The 333-nt window shown below is 59.5% G+C and carries 1 protein-coding gene; it reads left to right on the top strand.

Going from position 1 to position 333, the window contains the following annotated elements; translation table 11 throughout:
* Window positions 1-333, top strand: a 333-nt coding sequence (locus AC27K1_RS21735; RefSeq protein WP_487152890.1) for an Ig-like domain-containing protein, incomplete at both ends; no start/stop codon positions are given.

Raw genomic sequence — 333 nt, 5'->3', positions numbered from 1 at the left:
GCCAATGGCGCCAGTTATGCCGACCTGAAGTTCACGGTCAGCGATAGCAGCGCCAACAGCGCAGAACACACCCTGACCTTTGATGTGACGGCGGTTAACGATGCGCCTACAGCCGCCAGTGACACCCTGACCATCAGCGAAGATGGCAGCCATACCTTTACGGCGGCAGACTTTAACTTCAGCGATGTAGATACGGGCGACAGCCTGCACTCAGTGACCATTACCCAACTGCCGGGTGCTGGCAGTCTGACCCTGGACGGGGTAGCGGTGACGGCCAACCAGGTGATCGCTGCGGCAGAAATCAGCAAGCTGGCATTCACGCCCGCCGCCAAT

It is taken from the genome of Kistimonas ophiarachnellae (assembly GCF_057552235.1).
This window is presented reverse-complemented; position numbering and strand designations above follow the sequence as displayed.